The organism is Stutzerimonas zhaodongensis (assembly GCF_003696365.1).
Taxonomy (GTDB): domain Bacteria; phylum Pseudomonadota; class Gammaproteobacteria; order Pseudomonadales; family Pseudomonadaceae; genus Stutzerimonas; species Stutzerimonas zhaodongensis.
This window is the reverse complement of record NZ_RFFM01000001.1, coordinates 855,471-881,068: the sequence shown is the minus strand read 5'-3', so window position 1 is coordinate 881,068 and position 25,598 is coordinate 855,471. Positions and strand designations below refer to the sequence as shown.

29 protein-coding genes and 1 pseudogene are annotated in these 25,598 nt (G+C 57.0%); 22 read left to right on the top strand and 8 right to left on the bottom strand.

Annotated features, from left to right (window positions below):
• Nucleotides 1–50 precede the first annotated feature (50 nt).
• From EA797_RS03965 to EA797_RS03940, 8 genes are all read left to right on the top strand, one after another.
• Nucleotides 51–494, top strand: coding sequence for a hypothetical protein (locus EA797_RS03965; protein WP_208644404.1), 444 nt, complete (start codon nt 51–53; stop codon nt 492–494).
• Nucleotides 495–579: 85 nt separating this feature from the next.
• Nucleotides 580–990 (top strand): hypothetical protein, encoded by a 411-nt coding sequence (locus EA797_RS03960; protein ID WP_147456803.1) that lies wholly within the window; start codon nt 580–582, stop codon nt 988–990.
• Between the two features lie 88 nt (nt 991–1,078).
• The gene (locus tag EA797_RS03955) at nt 1,079–1,594 is read left to right on the top strand and encodes a hypothetical protein (RefSeq protein WP_058064878.1); all 516 of its coding nucleotides are present in this window, start codon (nt 1,079–1,081) and stop codon (nt 1,592–1,594) included.
• Nucleotides 1,595–2,416: 822 nt separating this feature from the next.
• Nucleotides 2,417–2,752 carry a hypothetical protein gene (locus EA797_RS21660; protein ID WP_147456802.1) on the top strand — a complete coding sequence of 112 codons (336 nt, stop codon included), beginning with the start codon at nt 2,417–2,419 and terminating at the stop codon, nt 2,750–2,752.
• An 86-nt stretch (nt 2,753–2,838) separates the two neighbouring features.
• Nucleotides 2,839–3,531: a hypothetical protein gene (locus EA797_RS03950; protein ID WP_122163860.1), complete on the top strand. Its 693-nt coding sequence runs from the start codon at nt 2,839–2,841 to the stop codon at nt 3,529–3,531.
• A gap of 81 nt (nt 3,532–3,612) precedes the next feature.
• Nucleotides 3,613–3,900: a hypothetical protein gene (locus EA797_RS03945; protein ID WP_122163859.1), complete on the top strand. Its 288-nt coding sequence runs from the start codon at nt 3,613–3,615 to the stop codon at nt 3,898–3,900.
• Between the two features lie 83 nt (nt 3,901–3,983).
• Nucleotides 3,984–4,406 carry a hypothetical protein gene (locus tag EA797_RS21655; protein ID WP_147456801.1) on the top strand — a complete coding sequence of 141 codons (423 nt, stop codon included), beginning with the start codon at nt 3,984–3,986 and terminating at the stop codon, nt 4,404–4,406.
• Nucleotides 4,407–4,492: 86 nt separating this feature from the next.
• Complete coding sequence (locus EA797_RS03940) at nt 4,493–4,906, top strand: hypothetical protein (protein ID WP_244214054.1); 414 nt, start codon at nt 4,493–4,495, stop codon at nt 4,904–4,906.
• A 1,031-nt stretch (nt 4,907–5,937) separates the two neighbouring features.
• On the opposite strand, the pseudogene EA797_RS03925 reads toward EA797_RS03940, so the two are convergent.
• From EA797_RS03925 to EA797_RS03915, 3 genes and pseudogenes are all read right to left on the bottom strand, one after another.
• Nucleotides 5,938–6,390 (bottom strand): annotated as a pseudogene (locus EA797_RS03925) (transposase); the annotation flags it as partial.
• 67 nt (nt 6,391–6,457) lie between these two features.
• On the bottom strand, nt 6,458–6,775 hold the full coding sequence (locus tag EA797_RS03920) for a CcdB family protein (protein ID WP_122163856.1): 318 nt from the start codon (nt 6,773–6,775) through the stop codon (nt 6,458–6,460).
• The gene (locus tag EA797_RS03915; protein WP_122164679.1) at nt 6,775–7,020 is read right to left on the bottom strand and encodes a type II toxin-antitoxin system CcdA family antitoxin; all 246 of its coding nucleotides are present in this window, start codon (nt 7,018–7,020) and stop codon (nt 6,775–6,777) included. Before EA797_RS03915 ends, EA797_RS03920 begins: the two co-directional genes overlap by 1 nt.
• A 635-nt stretch (nt 7,021–7,655) precedes the next feature.
• Here EA797_RS03915 and EA797_RS03905 point away from each other — a divergent pair.
• From EA797_RS03905 to EA797_RS03885, 5 genes are all read left to right on the top strand, one after another.
• A complete protein-coding gene (locus tag EA797_RS03905) occupies nt 7,656–8,105 on the top strand; it encodes a DUF2231 domain-containing protein (RefSeq protein WP_122164678.1) in 450 nt (149 codons plus the stop codon).
• Nucleotides 8,102–9,397, top strand: a complete 1,296-nt coding sequence (locus tag EA797_RS03900) for a PQQ-dependent sugar dehydrogenase (protein WP_122163855.1) — start codon at nt 8,102–8,104, stop codon at nt 9,395–9,397. Before EA797_RS03905 ends, EA797_RS03900 begins: the two co-directional genes overlap by 4 nt.
• Nucleotides 9,398–9,513: 116 nt before the next feature.
• Nucleotides 9,514–9,903, top strand: a complete 390-nt coding sequence (gene gloA2 / locus EA797_RS03895) for an SMU1112c/YaeR family gloxylase I-like metalloprotein (RefSeq protein ID WP_122163854.1) — start codon at nt 9,514–9,516, stop codon at nt 9,901–9,903.
• A gap of 94 nt (nt 9,904–9,997) precedes the next feature.
• Nucleotides 9,998–11,122, top strand: a complete 1,125-nt coding sequence (locus tag EA797_RS03890) for a PQQ-dependent sugar dehydrogenase (RefSeq protein WP_122164677.1) — start codon at nt 9,998–10,000, stop codon at nt 11,120–11,122.
• A 239-nt stretch (nt 11,123–11,361) separates the two neighbouring features.
• The gene (locus tag EA797_RS03885) at nt 11,362–13,587 is read left to right on the top strand and encodes an esterase-like activity of phytase family protein (RefSeq protein ID WP_122163853.1); all 2,226 of its coding nucleotides are present in this window, start codon (nt 11,362–11,364) and stop codon (nt 13,585–13,587) included.
• A 167-nt stretch (nt 13,588–13,754) separates the two neighbouring features.
• On the opposite strand, the gene EA797_RS03880 is transcribed toward EA797_RS03885, so the two are convergent.
• Nucleotides 13,755–14,213 (bottom strand): carboxymuconolactone decarboxylase family protein, encoded by a 459-nt coding sequence (locus tag EA797_RS03880; protein ID WP_122163852.1) that lies wholly within the window; start codon nt 14,211–14,213, stop codon nt 13,755–13,757.
• A gap of 92 nt (nt 14,214–14,305) precedes the next feature.
• Here EA797_RS03880 and EA797_RS03875 point away from each other — a divergent pair, with 92 nt between their 5' ends.
• From EA797_RS03875 to EA797_RS03865, 3 genes are all read left to right on the top strand, one after another.
• Nucleotides 14,306–15,109, top strand: a complete 804-nt coding sequence (locus EA797_RS03875; RefSeq protein ID WP_122163851.1) for a helix-turn-helix transcriptional regulator — start codon at nt 14,306–14,308, stop codon at nt 15,107–15,109.
• Nucleotides 15,110–15,309: 200 nt separating this feature from the next.
• The gene (locus EA797_RS03870) at nt 15,310–16,299 is read left to right on the top strand and encodes a GlxA family transcriptional regulator (RefSeq protein ID WP_122163850.1); all 990 of its coding nucleotides are present in this window, start codon (nt 15,310–15,312) and stop codon (nt 16,297–16,299) included.
• An 89-nt stretch (nt 16,300–16,388) separates the two neighbouring features.
• Nucleotides 16,389–17,579 carry an MFS transporter gene (locus EA797_RS03865; RefSeq protein WP_122163849.1) on the top strand — a complete coding sequence of 397 codons (1,191 nt, stop codon included), beginning with the start codon at nt 16,389–16,391 and terminating at the stop codon, nt 17,577–17,579.
• Nucleotides 17,580–18,004: 425 nt separating this feature from the next.
• Here the strand turns inward: EA797_RS03865 and EA797_RS03855 are convergent, their stop codons facing one another.
• Nucleotides 18,005–18,175, bottom strand: coding sequence for an acetyltransferase (locus EA797_RS03855; protein ID WP_122163848.1), 171 nt, complete (start codon nt 18,173–18,175; stop codon nt 18,005–18,007).
• A gap of 218 nt (nt 18,176–18,393) precedes the next feature.
• Nucleotides 18,394–19,104: an HTH-type transcriptional regulator RutR gene (gene rutR / locus EA797_RS03850; protein WP_122164676.1), complete on the bottom strand. Its 711-nt coding sequence runs from the start codon at nt 19,102–19,104 to the stop codon at nt 18,394–18,396.
• A 210-nt stretch (nt 19,105–19,314) separates the two neighbouring features.
• On the opposite strand from rutR, the gene dksA reads away from it, so the two are divergent.
• From dksA to EA797_RS03835, 3 genes are read left to right on the top strand one after another with little or no spacing between them, the layout of a single operon-like run.
• Nucleotides 19,315–19,719: an RNA polymerase-binding protein DksA gene (gene dksA / locus EA797_RS03845; RefSeq protein ID WP_122163847.1), complete on the top strand. Its 405-nt coding sequence runs from the start codon at nt 19,315–19,317 to the stop codon at nt 19,717–19,719.
• Nucleotides 19,720–19,728: 9 nt separating this feature from the next.
• Nucleotides 19,729–20,931 carry a zinc metallochaperone GTPase ZigA gene (gene zigA, locus EA797_RS03840; protein ID WP_122163846.1) on the top strand — a complete coding sequence of 401 codons (1,203 nt, stop codon included), beginning with the start codon at nt 19,729–19,731 and terminating at the stop codon, nt 20,929–20,931.
• Nucleotides 20,931–21,575 carry a DUF1826 domain-containing protein gene (locus EA797_RS03835; RefSeq protein ID WP_122164675.1) on the top strand — a complete coding sequence of 215 codons (645 nt, stop codon included), beginning with the start codon at nt 20,931–20,933 and terminating at the stop codon, nt 21,573–21,575. Before zigA ends, EA797_RS03835 begins: the two co-directional genes overlap by 1 nt.
• 50 nt (nt 21,576–21,625) lie before the next feature.
• On the opposite strand, the gene EA797_RS03830 is transcribed toward EA797_RS03835, so the two are convergent.
• Nucleotides 21,626–21,955, bottom strand: a complete 330-nt coding sequence (locus tag EA797_RS03830; protein WP_122163845.1) for a four-helix bundle copper-binding protein — start codon at nt 21,953–21,955, stop codon at nt 21,626–21,628.
• 191 nt (nt 21,956–22,146) lie between these two features.
• On the opposite strand from EA797_RS03830, the gene EA797_RS03825 reads away from it, so the two are divergent.
• The 3 genes from EA797_RS03825 to EA797_RS03815 all read left to right on the top strand — a co-directional run bounded on the left by EA797_RS03825 (nt 22,147) and on the right by EA797_RS03815 (nt 24,596).
• Complete coding sequence (locus tag EA797_RS03825) at nt 22,147–22,746, top strand: IMPACT family protein (RefSeq protein ID WP_122163844.1); 600 nt, start codon at nt 22,147–22,149, stop codon at nt 22,744–22,746.
• A 112-nt stretch (nt 22,747–22,858) separates the two neighbouring features.
• Entirely contained in the window at nt 22,859–23,140 is a 282-nt protein-coding gene (locus tag EA797_RS03820) for a hypothetical protein (RefSeq protein ID WP_122163843.1), read from the top strand.
• 505 nt (nt 23,141–23,645) lie between these two features.
• The gene (locus tag EA797_RS03815; protein WP_122163842.1) at nt 23,646–24,596 is read left to right on the top strand and encodes an adenosine deaminase; all 951 of its coding nucleotides are present in this window, start codon (nt 23,646–23,648) and stop codon (nt 24,594–24,596) included.
• 14 nt (nt 24,597–24,610) lie between these two features.
• On the opposite strand, the gene EA797_RS03810 is transcribed toward EA797_RS03815, so the two are convergent.
• A complete protein-coding gene (locus EA797_RS03810; protein ID WP_122164674.1) occupies nt 24,611–25,540 on the bottom strand; it encodes a LysR family transcriptional regulator in 930 nt (309 codons plus the stop codon).
• Between the last annotated feature and the right edge of the window lie 58 nt (nt 25,541–25,598).

Genomic DNA, 25,598 nt, shown 5'->3' with positions numbered 1-25,598 from the left:
CTCGCTGGCACGGGCTAAAGCCCGCCCCTTAACCAAACGTTAGGAATCACATGAAACGGCTAATCCCCCTTGTGCTGGGGCTATTCTCGCTGAGCCAAAATGCAAGTGGAATGAATACTCCAGAGAGCTTAGTTAAATCATTCCAAGCCGATTATTTGTCATGGAATAAGCACGCACTAAAAGTAGACTCTGCGCACGAATCAATTAAAGCAATGGAACTAGCAGAAGAGTCGTATAAAAAACTGCTAAGTAAATATACTCCCCCTGAATTTAAGGGGGAGCCGATAGCATATGGATCCGAGCCAGCTCACGACCCTCAGAAAGAAAAGATAATCTCAAGTGTAATAAATGGTGATAACGCCATTGTTCGCACCGAATTCCCCAGGCCCTACTACTCACCAATTTATGAGTATCATTTAGTCAAGGCACAGGGTCGCTGGTATTTAAATCAGGTGTACTTGGTGGATGATGACGGTTATTACCCCGGCCTTTAGCCTCCCCTAACTAGTGGTTCAAATCGTTCGCTTCGCTCACTGGGACCGGCTAAAGCCGGCCCCTTAACCAAACGTTAGGTATCACATGGATATTTCGCGATTGCTCAAGAAGCGTCAGCTGAACGTCCAAGAGCAAAATGCAATCGCCGAGTACAGACTGCTCTCAATAGCCAAAAACTGGCAGGAGCATCAAATACCACGGGCCCTTATATCTTGTGGCGAAGAGCGAGGTGTCTCGTGGACTAAAGCAATAGCTCTAGAGCTTGGTATTGACTACCCAGGCATGCCAAGCCTATTTGGCAGAATTCTAAGCAGCACTGATCGCTTTATTGAGTTCGAGCTAGAAACAGATAGTACCCATGAGAAAATACTTTCTATTGAGCAGTGGGATGACATTACAGAAAACATAAATTTTTCTGAACACAATAAAGGCAGCGGTGCTGGCTATGGAGCTATAGCATTGAAGGTAAAAAAACAGCTGTGTGGTGCCACCTAACTAGTGGTTCAAACCGTTCGCTTCGCTCACTGGGACGGACTAAAGCCCGCCCCTTAACCAAACGTTAGGCTCACTCGGAGAGAGATGAATGGAAGCTGCACTCTGGGGACTTCTTGGCACAATTGCCGGCGCAGCTGCAAGCATCGCCACAACCGTTATTGCCTCAAGAAACGCTGCCAGCCTTCAATCTGCCGCGGCAGCACATGAACGCGAAGCAAAAGCTAGAGCGTTCCAGCGCGACACGCTCATTGAGCTACAAGACGCCGTTCACGATGAGCTACGAGCGGTTGCTCTCGTCTATATGGCGGATGAAGTTGCGTATCGAGAGACCGGCACATGGGGACGAAAGATGCTCGGCGAAGAACTGAACAACCAGGTCCATTTTGCGGGCAGGCGCACTCTGCTGCTTTCAGAGCGAATTGCTGACGACAATCTGCGTGACCACTTGAAATCTCTGCGCGGCCTACTTACCGAGGTTCAGATGGCTCGCGAGGCTGCTCTTGCGGAACGTACTCATATGGCTGCCATGAATATAGGAACTTCGGTCATGGAGCACATTGGCACGGTTCTCCGCTCGCTGTACTCGGATGGCGGGCCTAACTAGTGGTTCAAACCGTTCGCTGCGCTCACTGGGACGGGCTAAAGCCCGCCCCTTAACCAAACGTTAGGCTGCCTCGTAATGCATCTATACCGACTCAGATATTTCTTTTCTGCTGGGAGCAACGTTTGTCTTTGGGCTGGAGATGAAGCTTCGCGCCAGAAGTGGGACTATCCGATTGATGCGCAGTGCCTGCCGCTTCCTGAAAACACATGGCGGCTTTCGCTCCACCTTTGCGCCTGGTATGACACGAGCATTGATTGGAGCTATCCACCAAATCCTTCGCCTTGGGACGTGCGAGAGCGCACTAACTTCAATCTAGCTGCGCAGCGATTTCTGGCTAATCTTCGTGAGCAACTGGGAGCGGATTTCGAGATCATCGATGAGTCAGAAACGGCCTAACATGCGGTTCAAGGCTCGTTCGCTCCGCTCACTTGGACGCGCTAAAGCGCGCCCCTTAACCTGAACGTTAGGCGTCATTTCTTTTTTAGGCTCGTGCATACATGGAAGTTTGTATAGCCGCCGCATGTACCTCTTTCCATACGCGTCCGTTGCGTTTCCATCTAGTGCGTCGTCTGTGCTCGCCTTGGCTCCGGGTATGGCGACCAGAGGCATACAGCGGTGTGATTCAGTCCTCATGTGCTGGCTTGAACCCTCGAAGCCGTTCGGCCACTGTGCGGCATCAGCCGCCGAGGCCCGGTTTGCTCCGCTGCCTAACAAGCGGTTCAAGCGGTTCAAGCCGCTCACTCCGTTCGCTGGGACGGGCTAAAGCCCGCCCCTTAACCAAACGTTAGAGAAATCCAAAATCGTACTCAGGCCATCAACGCTATGAAACCACTAAATATCACGCTTAAAATTTCAATATTTCTGCTCTGGCTAGCCGCTGGCATTTTCGTCATAGGCGGAACTATAGCTGTAATTTTATTTCCCAAGTTCTTTAATGCGCTGTTTATATCTTCGATAGCTACAGCCGCTCTTTCTGTGCCATTTACTATCGCAAGTCTTGCCTTAGCATATAAGGAACGAATAATTACTAGAGGTTATGTTTTATTTTCAATTGTTTTTTCATGCTTTGTTGCCGGGCTTGGCTGGTTCGTAATTCCCTTTCTTTTGAAAAAAGATATTGAATCCCTAGAGCCGCAAGCAGAGGGCGCAGCTCTCTAACCATTGGTTCAAATCGCTCGCTTCGCTCACTGGGACGGGCTAAAGCCCGCCCCTTAACCAAACGTTAGCTTTTTCACGGAGAATTCATGCCAAAAAATACGGATATTGCAGCTATCTTAGGTAAGGGTTTAGTCGGAGCGATTCCGTTTGTTGGTCCATTGGCTGCAGAGATTGTTGGTGCAATAATACCGAACCAAAGAATTGATAGAATTGAATCCCTGCTAAAACTTCTCGAATCGAAGATCGCCGAAGACGAAAAATCAAAAGTTGAAGAAAAGATCGTTACTCCCGAATCAGTAGATCTGATCGAGGATGGATTTCTTCAAGCCGCCAGGGCCCTAAGTGAAGAAAGAAAAGACTACATAGCCTCACTTCTCAAAAACAGCCTTACGAATGACCGCCTAGAATATATTGAGAATAAACGGCTGCTATCTATACTTGGTCAACTTAATGACCTAGAAATAATAATATTGAAATCCTATACGCTGCATCACGGAGAACCAGACTCCGAAGAGTTTTTTAAGATACATCAAGACTCATTGCAGCCACCAGACGCCTTCCTTGGGTCTACTCAAGAAGATTTAGACAAACACGTTCTCCACCAAACCCATAAAACTCATCTTGCAAGCCTGGGATTATTACGACCAGGATTTAAGAGAACAAAAAAAGGTGAGCTACCAGAATTTGACGATAAGACGGGCATGATAAAAGCCAATGGCTATTCAATCAGTCCTCTTGGTCGGTTACTGCTCCGAAGCATTGACCAAATTAATGAGTAATAAGCTAACAAGTGGTTCAAATCGTTCACTGCGCTCACTGGGACGGGCTAAAGCCCGCCCCTTAACCAAACGTTAGCTACCATGAATGAAACTCCACAATATCTGTTTTCCCATGTCAAGCATGCAGATGATTACCGACCTGATGTTACGGCTATCGTGCTGTTTGGCATGGCGGCTACAGACGGACATGTTTTCTATCTCGAAATAAGATATATAGACTATGAAAATGACATTGTTGAGGGCGATCATCTTATGTGGTCGTTGGAGGAGGCATATGAATATGCTTTTAGAGATTACGGAATACAAAAGAACGATTGGCGTCAGCTAAGCCTAGAGGAAATAAAGGCTATTGATAGCGGTATCGGTTAGTCGCTAACCATTCGCTCAAAACCGCTCACTCCGTTCGCTGGGACGGCGTGCCGCCGCCCTTTAACTTAATCGTTAGGTGCCACATGCACAAAGTCAAAGCCACTGTCTTGTCCGATGCCCCAACATTTCCAACATGGGCGCATCCGGCAGCTTATTACTCCGGCTCTGACTTATACATGTGCTTTGAAACACACGAAGATGATGTATATTCCGTAGTATTCTTTGGTGGAGTAATTGAATATCGCATCCAACCACTGACTGACGAATCGATTTGGAAGCATCAATATTTCGCGGCCGGTCTTAAATCGTATGAATTCCACTTACTAACAAACTCACCACTATCAAAGCCATGGCCCAACTCTGAGCACTGGGTAATTACATTTAAAGACGAAATTCATGACGTAGTGGCAAAATCATTTGCTGTAATCAGTAAAGAGTTTCGCTCGTCGTCTGCAAAAGAAGCAATTCAAATGTCAATAAGAGCTGAGTCAGCCAGCGACACCTAACTAGTGGTTCAAATCGTTCGCTGCGCTCACTGGGACGGGCTAAAGCCCGCCCCTTAACCAAACGTTATATTTCCAAGCTGAATTCTATGTTCTATTCATTCTATCTATTTGCCGGAACATTTAAGAACGAAGCAGAAGCTCAAGAATTTACATTTGAGCAGTGGGAGCCTGAGCCTTCACCCGAAGCAAGCGATAGTGTCTACGAAGCTTGGGAGGATAGAAACCCTACCTGGCGACTTAAACAGGAGTTGGGGTTTTATATGGATTCTGACTTTGTTGAGCTAGCAACCGATCCAGTCTATATCAGTAGCCTTATAAAAAACGCAGATGAAAAGTCTATTTTTAACAAACTGTCTTTATCAAATTATAGTCACTACATAATAGTTAGTACTGACTCTATATATGGTGACCTGCGAACCACATCAAATGAAGAGCACATTAGAGAGCCTGAAAGCACCGCATCACTTATTTTTCTTGGTAAGTTCAACAACGAAATGTAACAATTGGTTCAAATCGCTCGCTTCGCTCACTGGGACGGGCTAAAGCCCGCCCCTTAACCAAACGTTAGAGGCAAAAATGAACTTGCGCGGCTACATCCACGAAGTCTGGCTATGCCCGAGTGACGATGGGGAGTTACTTCCATCTTGTATTGCCTTTGGGCCCGCAGGTAATTCCGCACGCGAGCTAAATGAACCTGGCAGCGTCTGCATCTGGCTATTTTTTGCAAACTCTCATTTCGAAGCTATGCAAATTTACTATCAGTTCAGCGGTTTAGGTGAATACACAACGTCAGAGCAACAAGATCATCAGCCATATCCTGAGTCTTGGTACATTGAACAACAGAACTACTTGTGCAGCCTCTAACTAGTGGTTCAAATCGTTCGCTTCGCTCACTGGGACGCGCTAAAGCCCGCCCTTTAACCAACGTTATGCCAATCGAGATAACGCATCATGAAACCGAGCAGGCCCGCAGACATGCCGTTTACGCGAGCGTCGGCCGTACGAATGCTCACATGGGGCGCAAATCCAGACTCATCACCCTACTCGCATAAACAAATTGCGGAGTGGTGTGACAGATTTTGGTGTAAATATCTTGAAGTCGACGCTGATGCTGAAATTGAGAATTTGCTTCCAATTCTCACCCATGTGGAAACACAGTGGGATCTTTATCTAGTAAACACATACTCAATTGAAGCTCTACAAACCCAAGACTTCGAGCAAGAGCAAATGCCAAAGGAGTGGTTCAATGAGTGGCTTAGTCAGCTTGCATAACAATGTATATGGACTCTCCCCACAAGCAGTGAGGAATAGCTTTTTCGATCCTGTCGTCAGCGCGGTTGCATTCGTATATCCGGCCTGTTCTCGGCATTGCCCTGGCCATTCTGTAGTTCGCGCAACAGGGGCCAAGCGTTCAAGCGATCACGAAGATCATCATTGTTATCGGCCTTGCACTGCTGCAGGACTCGCCTGTTCCGACAATCTCGCTTCTCACCACAACCACTAGACACTCACCTCATTATTTACCTCGCCGTCAGGCGGGCTTTGTGCTGTGCCAGTCGCCACTGAACCTGCGCTCATGGCACCACACCGCCCAGCAGATCCTCACCAGTTTGTTCGCCAGCGCCACGGCCGCTTTGTTGTGGCCGATGCGGTCAGCTGTATCCAAAGCCCAACGCTGTAGTTGAGTCAGCTTTTCAGGCGTACGGACCTTGCAGCGTTTAGCTGCCAAGAGTGCGGCTCTCGCGCCATGGATAAATAAGGTGCGCACGTAGACGTTGCCCTTACAGCTGATTCGCCCAAGCCTGCGCCTTTCGCCACTGCTGTATTCGTTGGGCGTCATACCCAGCCATGCGCTCAGGTGCCGGCCACTGGCGAAGCGCTCGGGCTTGCCGACGGCGGTTCTCAAGGCGCTTGCCGTCAGCAGACCAATGCCGCTGACTTCGTCGAGCTTGTGCGCGATCTCCTCGTCGCCGTGCCAGCGTTCATGACGCTCGCTTCGTTCTGTGGGACGGCCTACAGCCCGCCCCCTAACCAAACGCTGGATTCGCTTATCAGATACCAGTAATGAGCAAATAAACAGCAGCAGTTATTTCATTGCGTTGAGCTGAGAGATCGGCAACCTGAGTACCAAGTTGTTTCTTCGCGATGCCGGCCAATTGCGGGGTCAGCATCACGTACTGTTTGTCATCAATTTCAAACGTTGGCGTGAGGGTTCTGAGCGTTTTCCTTTTCATGGCAGCAGCAGTGTAAAGAGGCACTACAACCCGCGTGCCGAGCTCGGCTATCAGATCGCTTTGCACGTCAAGCAGAAAGGGCACGGCAGCCTTGGTAGCCGCGTTGGTGTTCTTGTGTACGGCGAACTGAGGCATCAGAAGCTCCGCAGGCCGTCGCTGAACACACCGTTGGCTTCCACATGTTCGTTGTAGGCGTTGATGGCTTCGCGATTCTCTGCCAGCCATTGCTCGCGCTGGTTCTTCTTCAGAACCTCAGCCAAAGCCTGCTCCAGTGTCGCGGAAAGATTGATATCCAATTCCTTGGCTTTATTGAGTAGGTCGCCGTTTACCCTGAGGTTGGCAGCCCGTTTGGGGGCATGGGGGTTGTATGCAATGAGCATGGGCATTACCACCTGGTTTTGGATGCGCACAGCATATGCGCACAGGTGCTTGCAGGCAAAGGCGCGTAAGACTGTATATGGAGTCCCTCACACCAAGGCAAACGTTTGACCCGATGCCCGTCTCCTCTATCAAACGGCCCAATGGAGATCCGTGCCACAGGCCTCCATCACCCAATTCGTCGGGCTTGTGCGCCATCTGATCTTCGGCGTGCCAGCGTTTGATTCGGTCGCTAGGACGGGCTCCTTTACCAAACGTTAGGTTCCGCAGTCATGAACATTCGGAAGGCAGCAATATCAGAGGCATCAGAAGTCACGTGAATTCACTTTTGATACGACATATGCAGAAGCATTGGGCTCGCACCAGCCGGCCCGCACCGTAATCTGCGTTGCAGATCTACCGAAGTCGGGGGCACTCATGACTATGAATCTAACCGCCTATTCGAGCGAAAAAAGCTAAGGCACTACCGGCACTCTTTGATACCAGTCGGTTCCCCAGCTGACCTTCGCCTCGTCGATCCAAGTGAACTAACCCCGCAACGGCGCGATCCCCTTTTATGCACAGTCAGACCGACCTGGGTAGCCGGCGCATCCGCGCCGCGCAGCAAGCCGGGGTTGTCAGCGATGAGGAAGCTTTCGTGACCGTAATCACCCATAACACGCAGCACACGACTCACAGTGTCTCCCACCACGTTCCAGGTCCACTGCATGCCACTTTGCTTGCCGGCACCGTCCCGCTGTTTCTCGGCGCGTTATTGACGGACATTACGTACTTCCGCAGCTATCACATTCAGTGGAGCGATTTCTCGTCCTGGCTGATCGCCGGCGGGCTGGTGTTCTGCGGGCTGGCGATTGTGTTCGCGTTGGTCAACCTGATCCGCGCCAGGCACAAGACGGGCCGGCCGCTGGTTTATTTCCTGCTGCTTGCCGCGACCTGGGTGCTGGGCTTCATCAATGCACTGCAGCACGCCAAGGACGCCTGGGCGATCATGCCGGCGGGCCTGGTGTTGTCGGTGATTGTCGCGGTATTGGCTTGCGCTGCGACGTGGATTGGTTTGACCAACCTGCGTGATGGAGGTGAGGCATGAAGCATTCCAGTGCTCTCTCCGTTCTGACGATGTCGATTTTTCTGGCTGCCTGCGGCAGTGACGATCAGGACTCTGCGCAGCTGTACGGCGCCAATCCCAAGCTGCCTGAACCTGAACGTGGGCTGCTGCCCAGCATGAAGATTGCCGATCCGTCGCCTTGGGGTGATGCCGTGCCTACGGTGCCGGACAATTTCACCGTTACGGCAATTGCCACTGACCTGAAAGTACCGCGTCAGACACTGGTGCTGCCCAACGGTGACATCCTCGTGGCCGAGGGCAAGGGCGGCAATGCGCCCAAGCTCAAGCCGAAGGACGTGATCGCCGGTTACATCAAGGCTAAGGGCAATACTTCGGTGAAAGGTGGCGACCGCCTGACGTTGCTGCGAGACGCCGATGGCGATGGCACCTATGAGCTGCAGACGGTGTTTGCCGACGATCTCAACGCGCCCTATGGCCTGGCCTTCCACGATGGGAATCTCTACGTCGCCAACCAGGACGCTCTGGTGCGATTCGACTATCAAGATGGCCAGACAGAGGCCAGCGGTGAACCCACGAAGGTCACGGACCTGCCATCGGAAATCAACCATCACTGGACAAAGGCGATGACCATCAGCCCGGATGGTCAGTACCTCTACGTCGGCATCGGCTCCAACAGCAACATCACCGAGCGTGGCATGGCCGCTGAAGTCGACCGCGCCGTGGTGTGGCAGATCAATGCCGAGACGGGTGCTCACAAGCCCTATGCGACAGGCCTTCGCAACCCGACCGCTCTGACCATCCAACCCGGCTCCGGGGAGTTGTGGGCAGTGGTGAACGAGCGAGATGAACTGGGAGAAGATCTGGTCCCGGATTATCTGACTTCAGTGAAGGAAGGCGGCTTTTATGGCTGGCCTTACAGCTATTGGGGCCAGAACGTCGATGACCGCGTGCGGCCGCAAGATCCTGACAAGGTTGCCGCGGCGATCACACCGGACTACGCGCTGGGCTCGCACGTGGCAGCCCTTGGGGTCGATTTCTCGATACCTGAGATGGGTGAGCAGTTTGCCGACGGCGTGTTCGTAGGCGAGCACGGTAGCTGGAACCGCAAGGACCCCTCGGGCTACAAGGTGATTTTCGTGCCGTTCAGCAATGGTCGACCCTCGGGCGAGCCAGTTGATTTCGTGACCGGTTTTCGCACCGATGAGGGCAAGACCCGCGGCCGGCCCGTCGGCGTGACCGTCGACCCGAAAGGCGCGGTGATCGTTGCCGATGACCTTGCCAACGTGGTGTGGCGAGTGACCCGTACACAGTAGCCTGCGCATGCCGATGCCACGACCTTCAGGGTCGTCGGCATCTGGTAGCCCTGTCTGGCTCGGAACGAGCGATCGCGTGTGGGGGTCAGTGGCCTACTGAATCACTGGATAAAGCGATGCTGAGAGCCATACATCACGCTGCGATCATCTGTTCGGACTACGCCGCCTCCAAGCGTTTCTATACCGAGACGCTGGGCCTTGCCGTGATCGCCGAGCATTACCGCGAGGCACGCCAATCCTACAAGCTCGATCTCGCCCTGCCTGACGGTGGGCAGATCGAGCTTTTTTCATTTCCAGACGCACCGGTTCGTCCATCACGCCCCGAAGCTCGGGGGTTACGTCACCTGGCATTCGCTGTCGATGACGTAGAGGCGAGCAAGGCGTGGCTCGAAGCCAAGGGTGTCGTGGTCGAGCCGATTCGCGTGGACGAGTACACCGGGCGACGATTCACCTTCTTTGCCGACCCCGACAACCTGCCGTTGGAGCTATACGAAGCGGCATGGTGAGCGCTGCCCTGACGCGTCGCGTAACAAATCCAGGCTCAACTGAGCGCGCCTTGCACAGTAACGTTGAGCTCCAACTTTCGAGGAGAGGATGGTCATGAAGCGTGTTTCCATGCAGGTCGCCGGTACGATTGCCCTAGGTTTCGCCTCGTTCGCTGCCATCGCAGCCGAGGCGGTCAAGCAGGACCAATGGCCATTCAGCGCCACGCCGCGCGCTACCTTCTCCGAACCCTGGGCCATGACTTTTCTTCCGGACGGCACAGCACTCGTCACAGAGAAGCGTGGCGCGCTCAAGCATGTCGATGTCAAAACCGGCGAAACGCATGACATCAAGGGCGTTCCCGATGTCGCCTACGGCGGCCAGGGCGGGCTCGGCGACGTCATCATTCATCCCGACTTCGCACAGAACAAACGCATCTACCTCAGCTACGCAGAGAAGGGAGATGGCGGCGACCGAGGCGCTGCGGTCGCGCGCGCCACCCTGGAGCTGGGCAATGGTGGTGGCTCGTTGTCGGATGTGCAGGTGATATGGCAGCAGACAACCAAGGTTTCCGGGGGCGGGCACTATGGTCATCGGCTTGCATTCGGGCCGGACGGCAAGTTGTGGATTTCTTCGGGCGACCGCCAGAAGTTCACGCCCGCGCAGGACATGGAAAGCACCATGGGCAAAATCCTGCGCCTGAACGACGATGGCAGCGTCCCCGACGACAACCCCTTTGCCGACAAGGGCGGCGTGACGGCGCAAATCTGGTCGCTGGGCCACCGTAATCCTCTGGGGATCGCGTTCGACGCGGACGGCCGGTTGTGGGAGCAGGAAATGGGGCCGGAAGGCGGTGACGAACTCAACCTGATCGAGAGAGGCGGCAACTACGGATATCCGGAAGTCTCGAACGGCAACCATTACGGCGGCAAGCCCATCCCCGATCACGACACGCGCCCGGAATTCATCGCACCCAAGATCACCTGGACACCGGTGGTCTCCCCCGCCGGGCTCATGATCTACAGCGGCGACCAGTTCGACGACTGGAAAGGCAACGCCTTCGTGGGTGGCCTTTCCGCCAGGGGCCTGGTGCGCATCACACTCAATGGCGAAGAAGCCAGCGAAGCCGCGCGCTATGACATGGGTGCACGCATTCGCGAAGTCGAGCAAGGGCCGGACGGCAGCATCTGGGTGCTTGAGGATGGAGATGGTGGGCGTTTGTTGGAACTTCAGCCGAAGTAGCGCCCTACATCAGGCAGGCTGCGCCTGAGCGCAGCCTGCATCGCACCCAGGGCTCCGAACGCCAGAAAACAATCCGCGCCAGCATGCGAAGTCGAATCTGCAAAGGCGGCAATTCGCAACCCGCGCCCTCTCCATCAAACGATCTAATCGCGGCACCAAACGCAACCTCGTCACGTCTTCGTCACACACCCGGCCTAGCGTGGTTTGGCTAAATCCAAATCACAAAAGCCGAGGCCCGCATGAAAATCCCGACCCGCCTGACCCGTTCTGCCCTATCCACCGCGCTGACGCTTGCGCTGCTGCCGATAGCCACGCAGGCTGCGTCGCGTAGTGCGGAATACTTCGAGCGGGTGGCGACCTTTCCGGTCTATCGCAACCTTGGCGCCGATGAAGATGCCTCACGCGAGACCGTCGCTGAAATCACGGCCGTCAGCCGCGACGGCCGCACCTTGATCTACACCGACAGCCCAGGCGAGCGCATCGGGCTGGTCGACATTCGCGATCCGAAAAACCCAGAACCCGCTGGCTTCATCAAGCTCGAAGGTGAGCCGACCTCCGTGGCGGTGCATCATCACTTTGTGCTCGTGGCAGTTAATACCTCTCTCAGTTTTGCCCAGCCCGACGGTGTGCTGGCGGTGTTCGACATTCGCAACCCTGCGCAGCCCAAGCGCGTTGCCACGCTGCCCATGGGTGGCCAACCGGATTCCATCGCTGTCAGCCCCAAGGGCCGTTATGCCGCTGTGGCGATTGAAAACGAGCGTGACGAAGACCTGAACGACGGCCTGCTTCCGCAATTGCCGGGAGGCTTCCTGCGGATCGTCGATCTCAAGGGGCAACCGTCGCGATGGAGTACACGTGACGTGGATCTGACAGGCCTGGCCGAAGTCGCGCCGGAGGATCCGGAGCCGGAATATGTAAGCATCAACGATCAGGACGTCGCGGCTGTCACCCTGCAGGAAAACAATCATGTTGTGCTCGTCGACCTGCGTCTCGGCCGGGTGCTGCGCCACTTCAGCGCCGGCCAGGTCGATCTGCAAGGTGTGGACGTAGAAGAGAACGACCGTATCCAGCCTGTCGGCGTACTCACGGGCAAACGCCGTGAGCCGGACGCCATTGCCTGGGTCGGCCCGCTGTTGGCTACCGCCAACGAAGGCGACTATGAGGACGCGAACGGTGAGCAAGGCGGCAGCCGAGGATTCACCTTGTTCGACTACAACGGCCAGGTCTGGCACGACGCCGGCGCGTCGATGGAGCACGCCTTTATCCGTGCCGGGCACTATCCGGAGAACCGTTCGGAAAACAAGGGCATCGAGCCGGAAGGCATCGCGTCGGCCAGTTTCCGTAAGCAGGACTTCCTGTTCGTGGGTAGCGAGCGCGGCAACGCCGTCGCGGTGTACGACGTTGCCCGCCCATGGGCGCCAGTGATGCACCAGCTGTTACCAGCCGGCATGGGGCCCGAGGGCATCCTGCCTATCCCGGCGCGCAACCTGCTAGTGGTCAGCAGTGAAGAAGATTCAGCCAAAGACGGCTATCGCTCGACGATTTCGATCTACCAGTACGGCGCCAAGGCTGCGAATTACCCGGAGATCCGTTCCACCGACAGCGATCTGATCCCCTGGGGCGCACTCAGCGGCCTGGTTGCGGACCGTACTCGCGGTGATCGCCTGTTCGCGGTGCCGGACAGCTACTACAAGGCTTCCCGGATATTCGCCATCGACACAAGCAAGACGCCTGCGCTGATCGACCGTCAGATCGAGCTGCGTAAAGACGGCTCCACTGTCGATTACGACCTGGAGGGCATTGCTCAAGCAGCCAACGGCGACTTCTGGCTCGCCTCCGAAGGGAACGGAAAAGCCAAGCCGAACCTGCTGATCCATGCCAATGCGAAAGGTGACGTGCTGGCCGAATACGCACTGCCGGAAAACGTCGCGGCACAGCGGACCAGCAACGGATTTGAAGGCGTATCGGTGGTCGGCGAAGGCGCCAGCACCCGCGTGTACGTAGCCTTCCAACGCGAATGGAAGAACGACCCTGCCGGCCGGGTGCGCATCGGCGTATTCAGTCCGAGCAGCGGCGAATGGGCCTTCATGCACTACCCGCTCGACGTCGCCCCAGAAGGCGCCTGGGTTGGATTATCCGAGCTGACGTCGCTCGGCAACGGCCAGTTTCTGGTCATTGAGCGTGACAACCAGCAAGGCCCTGCGGCGCAAATCAAGCGTCTGTACCGCATCGACCTGAGCGGCGTGCAACCGGTCCCAGAAGGCCAGCGCTTTCCATTGGTGAGCAAGCGTCTGGAGCGCGACCTGCTGCCTGATCTGAAGAGCACCGGCGGCTGGGTGCTGGACAAGGTCGAAGGCGCGGCAGTCGACAAACAGGGCCGCCTGTTCGTCGTCACCGACAACGACGGCGTGGAAGATGCCAGCGGCGAAACGCGCTTCATGCGTCTCGGGATGATCAAGCGCTAGCGCCTTTACGCGGCCATCATCAGGCGGACGGTGCTTCAAGGCTTAGGAAGCGACGAGCTGGCTGCAGAGAGGCTGGCTTGCTGGTTACGGTTAACAACTTGTCGCCAGCAAGCTCGGACCTGAGGATTGCGGACCAGATATCTCGGCCTTTTCTGGTCCATCTCCTGTCACGCCGGCTGGTAGTCGCCTGGCACCGGCGCGAAGGATACGCCGAAGCGATTCCAGCCATTGATGGACACGATTGCCAAGGTCAGATTGGTAAGTTGTGCCTCGGTAAACTGCTCGCGCACTTGCTCGAACAAGTGCTGTGAAACTCCTTGAGGCAACAGCGTATTTGCCTCGGCCCAAGCCAGCGCGGCACGCTCTCGGTCACTGAAAAAAGGCGTCTCGCGCCAGGCGCTCAGCGCGTAGATACGCTGCTCGGTTTCACCGCCGGCACGGGCATCCTTGGTGTGCATATCAATGCAGAATGCACATTGATTGATCTGCGAGACACGGATCTTCACGAGTTCCATCAGGGATTTGTCGACGCCTTCTTCACTGCGGCTCTGCCGGGCCAGGTAGGTTTCCAACGCCATCATTGCCTTGATGACGTCGGGGGCAGCGGCTTGGTAGTTCATGCGCATGGTGGTCACTCCTCGGTAGATGTGGAACCAAGGCTACGCAGCCGCCGAGCTGCGCTATTGTAGATTTTCGACATCTTCAGACCTGCAACCCCATGGCCTCACTGCACGAACGTCTGCCGCGCCTTCAGGGCTTCTTTGCCTGCCGACCCAGCCCTGCCCTGGCGGCCTATGTCCAGCGCTTCTGGTGGCTGCAAGGCGACCTCGCCCATGTCCGGGACGAGCAGCTGCTGCACCCGGACGGCGGCAGCGGACTCATATTCAACTTCGCCGACCCGCTGATGTTCGACGGCAACCGCCACAGTCCTGGCGTAGTGGTCGCCGGGCCGCAGCTTTCCAGCACCCGCCTGCATTTGGCCGGCCAGGTGAAGCTTATGGGGGTGCGATTTCTACCCGGCATGGGCGCCGCCTTTCTTGGCGCCGGCCTGGATGAGCTATCGGGATTTCGCGTAGCTGACGAGCCGCGACCAGCCAATGCCCTGCTGGTCGATCAGCTCGCCGAACTCAGCTGTGAGGATCAGCAGATGCTGGTCGAGCGGCACCTGCTGGCCTGCCTGAAGGACACACATCAACCGCGTTCACCCGTACAACTACTGTTGACGCAGATCGCCGCGAGCGAAGGCCGTGCGCGCCTGTCCGACCTGCTCCAGGCGGTGCCGCTAGGCCAGCGTCAGCTGGAGCGTCTGTTCCGCTATCAAGTGGGCCTGACACCCAAGCAATTCAGCCGCATCCAGCGCGTGGCCAAAGTGCGCAGCGCGTTGCGTGCGGGCGAGCCGCTGCTGGAAACGGCACTGGACTGCGGCTACAGCGACCAGGCGCATTTCATCCACGACTTTAAGCGTGTCGTGGGCATGACGCCAGGGCAGTATCGGACGCGGGCTAGCAAGGCTGTGAGATAGCGAAGGCTTTCGCGAGTCCCTGGTTCTTTAGCGCTTTTTTGCAGGCTGCCTAGCCAGTCCCGGTCGCCGCTGGCAAGTGAGCAACAGCAATGGCAGGCGACTGGAGGAGCGAGTGAAATGGCAAGATCCGTGGGCACCTTGTCATTGTGACAGTGAAGCAGCACCCGCACACTGCATCCATCATCCCGTTGAGGTGCACCATGGACGCCACTCGCACCATCGCTTGCCTGGTTTACCCAGATGTCATGAGCCTGGATGTCACCGGGCCGATGCAAGTGTTTGCCTCAGCCAACGTCGAACGGCGTCGGCAGGGCTTGCCTGCGCACTACGAATTGATGCTGCTAGGGGAACAGGCCGGCGCGGTGCCGACCTCGGCGGGGTTTCAGCTGGTCGCCGATGCACAGTGGTCGTGCATCGCTCCCGACGCAGTGGACACGATGCTGATTCCAGGCGGTGCCGGCGTGCAGGTGCAGCAGCAAAATGGCCCGCTGCTCGACTGGCTACGGGGCGCAGAACCCAAGTTTCGGCGCTTGGGCTCGGTCTGTTCCGGCGCGCTTCTCCTCGCCGAAGCCGGGCTGTTGGACGGCCGCAAGGCAACTACGCACTGGGCGGACCTCGATGCACTGAGTGAGTACGGAGCCATCGAGGTGCAGGGCGATCGCCTGCACACCTACGATCCAACTTCTCCTGAAGCCGCGCACCTGTTCACCTCGGCGGGCGTAACCGCTGGTATCGACCTTGCGCTGGCATTGGTCGAGGATGATCTGGGTCGCGCCCTGGCGCTTTCGGTGGCCCAACGGTTGGTGATGTTTCTGCGCCGCCCAGGCGGGCAGACTCAATTCAGCCCGATGCTCGCCGCCCCGACAGGAACCGTAGCCCGTCTCGCGATCCTGCTCGAGTGGATTCCAGGCCATTTAAGCGATGACCTTTCCATCGAAGCCCTCGCCGCGCAGGCGCATATGACGCCTCGTACCTTGTGCCGCCTGTTCAATCAGGAGACGGGCATGGGACCGGGCCAATACATCGAGCGGGTGCGACTGGAAGCGGCGCGCAACCTGTTGCTCGATGCGCAGGCTTCGATCGCGACCGTGGCGCGGCTGACCGGATTCGGGCACTCGGAAAACCTTCGGCGCAGCTTCCAGAAGCACCTTTCCGTCAGCCCCAGAGATTTCTTTCAGCGCTTCGGCTAGCCCTGACCGAACGCTCACCCATCACAGCAAGCCCGGCACTTTGCCCGCGCGCCGCTGTGCCTGCTCACTCGCGAAACGGGATCGCCTCCATGCACCTTCTTTTCAGCAACGCACAGGTTTTGCGCCTGTTCATCGCCCAGGCGCTGTACTGGTCGTGTTCGATGACAGGCATCATTTTCACCTCGATTGTCGGCCTGCGCCTGGCTCCGACACCTAGCCTGGCTACTCTGCCGCTCGCCCTGTTGATGCTCGGTGGGCTTCTCGCGCTACAACCCATTGCCTGGCTCATGCAACGCCGCGGCCGTCGGGCCGGCTTTTTGATCGGTGCACTCGCCGGCGTGCTGGGCGGTCTGACCAGCGCCCTTTCGCTTTGGCTGGACAGCTTCACCCTGCTCTGCCTCGGCGCGCTGCCCATTGGCGCGTATCAGGCCTCGGCGATGTACTACCGCTTTGCCGCGCTTGAAGCCGTAAGTGAAGCCTTCAGGGGCCGGGCGACAGCCTGTGTGATCGGCGGGGGTGTCGTTGCCGCGCTGGTGGCGCCTTCGCTTGGCGGCGCGGCGCGCGACGTGCTCAGCGTTCCTTTTGCCGGTGTCTATCTATTGATCGCCGTGCTGGCCGCAATAGGAATAGTGATACTTGCGGGGCTGCCATCAAAGGTTGAAACAGCTACGACCCGGACGCCACCTTCAGCTGTGTCGTGGCGAGAACTGCTCACTCGGCCAACGGTTCGCGCCGCCGTTCTAACCACAGCAGCCGGCCATGGGCTGATGATCCTGGTGATGAACGCGACGCCACTGGCCATGCACGGCGAAGGGTTGAGCCTGCATGCCAGCGGCCAGGTAATCCAGTGGCACATGCTTGGAATGTTCCTGCCGGCGTTCATCGCCGGGCCGCTGGTGGACCGGTTGGGGAGCAGGCTGGTGGCCTGCATCGGTGGCGGGCTGCTGGTTGCCAGCGCAGTGGTCGCCCTGCTCGGTATCAGTCACTTGCACTTTTTGATCAGCAGCTGCCTGCTCGGGATCGGCTGGAATCTGATGCTGGTCGCCGGCACCACGCAACTTGGCCAAGGGCACGCGGCAAATGAGCGAGCGCGGGCACAGGGGTTGATGGAGCTGAGCAATGGCAGCGTTGCCGCCGTGATGTCCTTTGCGTCAGGTGCGCTGATCGCTCAGGCGGGCTGGACCGCAGTGAACATCGGGCTGTTGCCCATCGTTTCGCTGGTAGTGCTCGCGCAGATTGCGCTGGGTTATCGGAAAACAGGCGGGTTGATTGAGCGATAAATTGAGTCGATCTGGAGTGAGGATCTAGCGACCGGACTCGGCTTCCTTGACATATTGAGCGTAAAGCAAGTCAGCAAAATCGCTCTCATCAAGGACGCCCAGGACTAAGTCCCGTAAAGCATCCGCAAATAGTTCGTTATCTTCACTCAACTCATAGTCGTTCAATGAAAGGTACTCTAATGCAACTGCTAGCGCGGTTCGTTTGTTTGCATCAGGCAATGAGTGTGCTACTGATATGCAGGCTGCATATTTTGACGCAATATCAAAGACATCATCTAAACCTTAATAGGCGATGGCGTTATCAATCCGCCCTAATGCGCCTTGGAGCTTGCCAATATCGACTGCACCTTTCATCCCAGGCTCACGTTCGAGAATGAACGAATTAATTTCAACAACTCGCTCGAATGGGAAAAAGATTAGTCTCATCACATATCAGCCAACTTCTTAAAAGTTTGCTTGTGCGTTCTTAGTACCAGCTTTGTCTCGGACTTAACAATCTGCTGACCATATATCCCAGAAAGGTCAAGCAATTTCACCGCCTGGATTTTCGGGCGTTGTACAGCCTTGACTCCGTAAGCTTCGATTTTTCTGTTCATGATCTCACCGAATCTGATATTTCATTTTACAGCCTTGAGACTTCGCACCTGCAGCAGATAGGGCCGCTATCTGTACGTACTTTACACGGCTGGCGGACACCAGCCAGCCGGTCGGAGAATTTTTTGACGTCGCCGTGATTTGACCCCACGAGCAAAGGCTTAAGATTTTACATGCCCGAATAATGACTTGAGCTTTACACCGATCTCCCAGAGGACTATCAGCGTGGCCGAATCCCGTTGAGGATTAATGACTGCAAGCTCGCCAGTGCCTCTTCAAAAAACGCCGGGTCATCCAGCGTTCTGCCGGTGACGGCTTCGATCTGTACTCGAAAGTCCGCGTAGTGCTGGGTGGTCGCCCAGAGCGAAAAGATCAAATGTTGGGGCTCCACCGGTGCCAGCTTGCCAGCATCGATCCAGCCTTGGATCACCGCGACCTTGCTTTCGACGAGTTCGCGCAAAGGCTGTTCCAGCTCGCTCTGCATCAGCGGCGCGCCCTGCATTATTTCCATGCAGAACAGCCGTGATTCGGCGGGATGATCCCGCGAGAGTTCAAGTTTGGCGCGCAGGTAGTTCTTGATCGCCTCGACCGGTTCCTGGTCGGCCGAGAACGCCTGCAACGGCTGCCGCCAGACCTCGAGCAACTGGCGCAGCACGCTGACGTACAACTCCTCCTTGCTGCCGAAGTAGTACAGCAGGTTGGTTTTGGAGACGTCGGCCTGGGTTGCAATCTGATCAAGGCTTGTGCCGTAGAGGCCAAAGCGGGAAAAGAGACCAAGGGCTGCATCGATGATGTTGGTCCGCTTGCTTTCGATCATGCGCGTGCGTCGGTCGACGGCGCTGGCGCTGGGTTCGCGCGCGGCACCTTTAAGCTTGGCAGTCTTGCTCGCGGTGAGCCGTCGGCGTGGTGGTTGCGGGGTCTGGTCTGTCACGGCGCTACCGATAAGGGTCATACGGGCAGCTACTGTAGCGCGCAGCAATGCTTGCACGCACGAACGTCGACGGTTGACCACGTCGACGCTCATTCTAGAGGCCTCTTCACCGCACATTTTTTGCAGCCTGACTGGCATAGGTTTTCATATTGAGCTGAACGCTTAGTGTTATGTTATAACTATAGCATTACACCCACCGCGTACCCCGCCATGACTGAAGCCGAACTGCTCGCCCAACCCGCCGATGCCTACATGAACGAGACACAGCAGGCTTTCTTTCGCGACCTGCTGCTGCGTCAACGCACCGAATTGCAGACACGCATTGCCGACGAATTCCAGCAACTGCGCGACTACGAGCCCAGCAGCGACCCTTCCGACATCGGCACCGCCGAGGAGCAGCGTCAGTGGCAGTTGCGCTTGCTCGAACGGGAAAAAAAGTTGCTCGACAAGATCGACGATTCCCTCGATAGCCTGGCCCGTGGCGAATACGGCTGGTGCGCCGAAACCGGCGAACCCATCGGCCTGAAGCGGCTGTTGCTGCGCCCGACCACGACGCTGAGCATCGAAGCCAAAGAGCGCCAGGAAGAGCGCGAGAAACACCAACGAACTGCCTGAGAGATCGCCATGAACCGCCTCCCCGTAACCGTGCTGTCCGGCTTTCTTGGTGCCGGCAAAAGCACGCTGCTCAACCATATTCTTAAAAACCGTGAAGGCCGCCGAGTCGCGGTCATCGTCAATGACATGAGCGAAATCAATATTGACGGCGGCGAAGTCCAGCGCGACGTGACCCTCAACCGCGCCGAAGAAAAATTGGTCGAGATGAGCAACGGCTGCATCTGCTGCACCTTGCGCGAGGACCTACTCGAAGAGGTCGGCAAGCTCGCCCGCGAGGGGCGCTTCGATTATCTGCTGATCGAGTCCACCGGGATTTCCGAGCCGCTGCCGGTGGCCGAAACCTTCACCTTCCGCGACGAGCTAGGCCAGAGCCTTGCCGACCTGGCGCGACTGGACACTATGGTCACTGTGGTTGACGGGGTGAATTTTCTGCGCGACTTCCATGAGGCCGAGAGCCTGGCGAGCCGTGGCGAAACGCTTGGGGAAGACGATGAGCGCTCGATTACCGAGCTGCTCATCGAGCAGGTCGAGTTCGCCGATGTAGTGCTCATCAGCAAGATCGACCTGATCTCAAGCGCTGAACGTGAGGAGCTCATGGCGATCCTGGGCCGCCTGAATACACACGCGGAAATCCTGCCGATAACCATGGGCCAGGTACCGCTGGCCAAGATTCTCGATACCGGTCGCTTCGACTTCGAGCGCGCCGCCGAGGCACCGGGATGGCTGAAGGAAATGCGCGGCGAACACGTACCGGAGACCGAGGAATACGGCATCGCCTCGACAGCCTACCTCGCGCGGCGCCCCTTTCATCCCCGGCGCTTTCATGACTTCCTCAATCGTGAGTGGACCAATGGCCGCTTGCTGCGCTCGAAGGGCTATTTCTGGCTGGCGAGCCGGCCTGAAGAAGCAGGCAGTTGGTCACAGGCCGGCGGGTTGATGCGCTATGACTATGCCGGGCGCTGGTGGCGTTACACACCTGATGAGCAATGGCCAGAGGACGACGAGTCGCGCATCGCAATCGAGCAGAAATGGGACGAGGGTTGTGGCGATTGTCGGCAGGAATTGGTCTTCATCGGCCAGAACATCGACTTCACTCAGCTGCGTGCCGATCTTGATGCCTGCCTGCTTACCGACACGGAATTCGTCCTCGGCGCCGACCATTGGCTAAGCATGGATGACCCCTTCGTGCCCTGGCTGGAGGAGGTTGCATGATGTTGGCGCGACAATTGGTCCGCGAATCACCGCGGCAAGTATTCGGTGACACGCCAGCGGTACTTGGAGATGCGCTGACCGATGGAGTGAACCTCACGGTCTGGAGGCGTCAGTTGCCCTCGCACATCGCTGACTTCGCCCACACATTGTTGGCGCTGGACGAACCGCTGGCCGAGTCGCTGACAGTCGAGCCAGACGCCCACGGCGCTTCGCATATGCCGACGCTGGCCGCTGCCTACCAGGGCATTGCCGGGCACGCCGGGTTCATAGCCGATGTCGCCTGGCTCGTCCGCGCCTTTTCCTTCCTGCTGGACGCGCGGCGCATCGGGGTGCGCTTGCGCGTGCTGGACAAGTCAATGTGCCCGCGCTTCCATGTCGATCACGTGCCGCTGAGGCTGATCACCACCTACGCCGGCGCCGCCAGCGAGTGGCTACGCGAAGACGCCATGTCGCGTCGCCGACTCGGCGAGGCGGCCGCTGAACCCTTTGATGCTGCCCTTATCGAGCAATTGAATGCAGGCGAGGTCGCGTTGTTCAAAGGCGAAAAGTGGCAAGGGAACGAAGGCGCAGGAATCATTCACCGCTCTCCACTCGCTGCACCGGATAAGAAGCGGCTGATCCTGACGCTGGACTGGCTGGCATGAAAAAAGGCCGGCAGCTACGCTGACCGGCCTTTGCATACAGCTGCTTTCGATCAAGCTGCCATCTTTTCGCACTCTTCGGCACAGGTGCGGCAGGCCTCGGCACACGCCTGGCAGTGGTCCATGTTGTGGCTGCCACACTCTTGCGCGCAATCGCGGCAAACCTGAGCACAGATCCGGCACATCTCCTGCGCCAGCTTGCTGTCACGCGCCATAAGCGTGGCAGCGAGCGCGCAAAGATCCGCGCAGTCGCGGTCCAGCTCGATGCAGCGGGCCATCATCTTCACGTCTTCTTCGCGTAGGCAGGACGCAGCACAGGTTTCGCATACGATGGCGCAGTTGGAACAAGCCTGGATGCAAGCCTCGTACTTGGAATCGAGCATGGTTTCCTCCGTTTCGAGTCGTGGGAGAGATAGGGCTTCGAGACCCAACATGGAATTCGTGGCCGTAACATGCTGCAAAGTTCATCCAGATCTACTGAATGGTCATGAACTGATAGCGCCACGCCGCTAAACGGCCCGACTGGGCGCAGTCGCCGCTACACTACGCAGCCCATCCGAAAACCTGTTGCACCATGACGTCTACCCTCTCCGCCCCTTGCGAATATCAGGAATCCATCCGCAAGAGCCGCTTTATCGCCAAGGCCGCGCCGGTCGCCAGCCCGGAGGAGGCCCAGGCATTCATTCAGGCAGTCAGTGACCTCAGCGCTACGCACAACTGCTGGGCCTGGAAGATCGGCAATCAATATCGATTCAGCGACGACGGCGAACCCGGCGGCACCGCTGGCCGGCCAATGCTGACCGCTATCGAAGGTCAGGATTGCGATCAAGTGGTGGTGGTCGTGACTCGCTGGTTCGGAGGCATCCAACTCGGCACCGGCGGGCTCGCTCGTGCCTATGGCGGCTGCGCGGCCAAATGCCTGCAGGCAGGTGAGCGCATCGAACTAGTGGCCCGGGTTCGTTGCGGTTTGCATTGCCGCTTTGCCGAGCTGGCTCTGCTCAAAGCGCGTCTGAATGAGTACGAGGCATTGATCGAAAGCGAGACCTTCGATGCCGAGGGCGCCGCATTGCAACTGGCATTGCCAGCCGAGCAACACGCGCGCCTGCAGCGCATGCTCTCCGATATCAGCCGAGGCCGAATCGTGCTGCGGTCAATGGATGTAGACGCTGGCTGAACTGAGCGATCTCTAACAAGTCCTTACTACATCGAGGCTTGCTGGCCGGAAGCTGGCATAGACGGACACAGGCGTCGAAATCCACATTACGCAGTGATGAGGAGTGAAGACGATGAAATACAGATTCAGCTGGTTGATTCCCGGCGTTGTGCTGCTCACTAGCTTGGGCATGGCCGGTTGCGACGTCGAGCAAACCGAGGAAGGCTCGCTTCCCAACGTTGAAGTCGAAGGCGGCAACATGCCCGAGTACGACGTGGATGCACCTGACGTGGACGTAGGGACGAAAGAAAAGACCATCACAGTGCCTGACGTCGACGTTGACCTGCCTGACGATGAGCCAGAAGTCGGCGAGCCGGCTGCCCCCCGCGCCCCTGCACCCGCGCAGCAGAACTGATCGCTGACCAATATCGGCATGCTCATCTCACGGCCACGCTTGGCGCGCACCAAAGCGTGGCCTTTTGTCTTTTTGTTTTCCACCGATTGTGTGCATGAAATTGTGGATAAGAATGGGACAGACGTGGCGAACCCATGCGGAGTGGGGCGTAGACATCCGCGGTCAATTTTTAACCAAAACAAGCTGCAAGTTTGCAACCAGCGCCTAAGCCTGTTGATTTTGAAGATTTTTTACTCAATCAGGTTCGTTGACTCGGCGGTCATTCCGTAGCATGAGCGTCTTAAAAAGTTATACGCAGAACACGTGGACAAAACTGTGGATAACCTTTGGGCTAAACGACGGCAGCCACGGCTACCCTGGCCTTCCGCGGTGTGCCTGTTTATTGCACTGTTAAGCCTGTGTCGTGCTCTTGGAGTAGTAGGCCCGGTGGCTCAAGGCATCTGACTCTGGGGTCAACCCACCTGGCGTGATTAAATGTGCACAATTTTTTCGGACGAGGTTTCTCATGTACGACTGGCTCAACGCCTTGCCCAAAGCCGAACTTCACTTGCATTTGGAGGGCTCGCTCGAACCGGAATTGCTGTTCCGCCTGGCCGAGCGAAACAAGATCGCTCTGCCGTGGAAAGATGTCGATGCGCTACGCAGTGCCTACAACTTCGGCAATCTGCAGGAGTTTCTCGATCTGTATTACGCCGGTGCCGATGTGCTGCGGACCGAGCAGGACTTCTACGACCTGACCTGGGCTTATCTGCAGAAATGCGAAGAGCAGAACGTTGTGCACACCGAGCCCTTCTACGACCCGCAGACGCATACAGATCGCGGCATTCCATTTGAAGTGGCCATGCGCGGGATAAGCGGCGCGCTCGCAGACGGTCGAGAACTGCTGGGTATCAGCAGTGGGCTGATTCTCAGCTTCCTGCGCCACCTCCCGGAAGAAGAGGCCTTCAAGACCTTGGAGCAGGCGATGCCATTCCGCGATGCGTTCTTTGCGGTAGGGTTGGACAGCTCTGAAATGGGTCATCCACCAAGCAAGTTCGAAAGGGTATTCGCCAAGGCACGCGCTGAGGGTTTCCTTGCCGTCGCTCACGCCGGCGAAGAAGGCCCACCGCAATACATCTGGGAAGCGCTGGATCTGCTAAAGGTCAGCCGCATCGACCATGGCGTCCGCGCGGCAGAAGATCCGAAGCTGATCCAGCGGCTGATCGATGAGCAGATTCCACTGACGGTCTGCCCACTGTCGAATACCAAGCTTTGCGTGTTCGATGACATGAGCCAGCACAACATCCTGCAAATGCTGGAGCAGGGAGTGAAGGTCACCGTGAACTCTGACGACCCGGCCTACTTTGGCGGCTATGTGACCGAGAACTTCATGGCCCTGCACGACAGCCTGGGCATGACCGAGGATCAGGCGCGCCGGCTGGCGCAGAACAGCCTCGACGCCCGCCTTGCCAAGTGACGCAACGGGCCGCATCAGCGGCCCGTATCGTTGCGAAATGGCGCTCGTTCCAGCAGCGTCTGGCACCGCGTGACGAGATGCTCGCGCAGTAGTCGAAGGGTTTCGCCGAGATGTGCTCGGTGGGCACAGATCAGGTTCAGTGGCGCCATTTCTCCCTGCAACTGCGGCATCAACACCACCAACCTTCCCGCCTGGACATCCTGCGCGACGTCCAGCCAGGACTTGTACACCACCCCCTGCCCCGCTAGCGCCCAGCGACGCACCACGTCAGCGTCGTCACTGACACGGTCACCGGACACCTGCTGTTGCAGTTCGCGTCGGCCATCATGAAAAACCCAGCGCTCGTGAACTCGTCCCGTCAGCATGAAGCGCAGGCAATTATGTTCGCCCAGCTCATCTAGCGAATGGGGCTCTCCGTGCAGTGCCAGATACGCCGGTGAAGCACAAAGTACACGTCGATTGGCAGCCGCCACTGGGAGAGCCACCAGGCTGGAGTCCTCCGGTTGGCCGTAGCGCAGGGCAATATCCACTGGTTGCCGGAAGAGGTCAGCATTCCGATCCGCCAGCAGCAGGCGAACACTCAGCAACGGGTGCTGCAGCTGGAACTCGTCCAGCCAGGGGAGCAACACGTTGCGGCCGAAATCCGACGGTGCCGACAGTTGCAACGGACCACTGATGGTGGCCTTGCCACCCGCCAACAGCTGTTGGCCGGCCAACAGACTCTGCAGGGCGGCGCGCGCGTGAGGTAGGTACTGCTCACCTTCTCCCGTCAGCCTCAGACTGCGGGTCGAGCGCACCAACAAACGGCAGCCCAGACTCGCCTCCAGCCGCTTGAGCGCCGCGCTTGCCACAGCGGGCGAGAGCTCCAGCCGGCGCGCTGCAGCAGACAGGCTCCCCAACTCAGCGGTAAGCACGAACACGTGCAGGTCATCGGTACGTAGCATTTTCAATATTCCGTTGAAAGAGCCTCTGCGGAATATGCGGTTTTTCTTCGCAACCCGA